Source organism: Bradyrhizobium sp. P5_C11_2 (genome assembly GCF_054049755.1).
The window spans coordinates 1-1,094 of record NZ_JBFULT010001072.1 but is presented as its reverse complement, the minus strand read 5'-3'; the positions used below and the strand labels follow the sequence as shown (position 1 = coordinate 1,094).

Sequence of the window (1,094 nt, the reverse complement as noted above, 5' to 3'; positions counted from 1 at the left end):
GCGTATTCCATTCGTAGACCGATAGCAGCTCCTCGCCGCTCTCAACGGTGAGCGCGCTCTCGTGCACCTTCGTCATCAGCGCGTTCTTCTGCCGGCACAACGAGCAATCGCAGGTCGTGAGCTCGGTGATTTCTGACACGAAGCTGAACGTCACCCCGCCGCAATGGCAGGATCCCCGGTGGGTCGGCATGCTGGTCTTTCTCTCTCTCTCGGATGCGTCGTTCGAACATCGGCGAGAAGGGCGGACCGCACAACAGATGGATTGCTCGCAGAACAATGTTTGGTGATCGGCCAGGGCACCACAGGGTTGTGATCATTCAGCCATGATCGGCCGCTAGCAGGGGCCCGCGGAGTTCACGTGGAGTTCATTTCGAGTTCCCTAGCTTTCCGCTGTCTGGATATTTCACCGCCAAAGACCTTCCGCCAGCAAAACCAACCATCCCCTTCAGGAGGAGACTTCCATGCCAGCATTGCTTCGTCCCGCCCTCACCGCGTTCGGCGTCGCGTGCCTTCTGTCCGCAGCATCGATCGCCTCCTCTGATTATGCGCTCGCGCAAGCCAAGCAGCAGGCGGCCCCGGCCCAGCAGGCCGCGCCCGCGCAGGCACCGAGCCTCAAGCAGATCGCGCTGACCGACAAGCAGCTCGACGGCGTGCTCGCCGCGCAGAAGGACATGGACGCGATCACGGAAAAGCTGCCCGAGAACACCGCGCCCGACCAGAAGGTGATCGCCCAGCTCGATGGCGTCGCCAAGAAGCACGGCTTCGCCAGCTATGACGACTACAACAACGTCGTCGACAATATCAGCCTGGTGCTCGGCGGCTTCGATCCCGCGACCAAGAAGTATGTCGGCACCGAAGCCGTGATCAAGGCGCAGATCGCGCAGGTCCAGGCCGACAAGAAGATGCCGGCCAAGGACAAGAAGGAAGCGATCGACGAGCTCAACGAGGCGCTGAAGACGCCGGCGCCCGCCGTCGAGAACAAGGCCAACATCGATCTCGTCGGCAAGTACTACGACAAGCTTGTGGCGGCGCTGGGCGACGACGAGAACTGACCGCCCGCTGTCATGCCCCGCGAAGGCGGGGCATCCAGTACG

2 protein-coding genes are annotated in these 1,094 nt (G+C 62.2%); one reads left to right on the top strand and one right to left on the bottom strand.

Features of this window, described 5'->3' with window-relative positions; genetic code table 11:
• Nucleotides 1-190: GFA family protein (locus tag ACXJL8_RS41750; protein WP_456687112.1), on the bottom strand; the 190-nt coding region annotated here is incomplete at its 3' end.
• 271 nt (nt 191-461) lie between these two features.
• Here ACXJL8_RS41750 and ACXJL8_RS41745 point away from each other — a divergent pair.
• Nucleotides 462-1,052, top strand: coding sequence for a hypothetical protein (locus ACXJL8_RS41745; RefSeq protein WP_456617339.1), 591 nt, complete (start codon nt 462-464; stop codon nt 1,050-1,052).
• Nucleotides 1,053-1,094: the final 42 nt, after the last annotated feature.

Excerpts from the sequence above, each read along its gene's own strand:
- ACXJL8_RS41745 (WP_456617339.1), top strand. The coding sequence starts at position 462 with ATGCCAGCATTGCTTCGTCCCGCCCTCACCGCGTTCGGCGTCGCGTGC.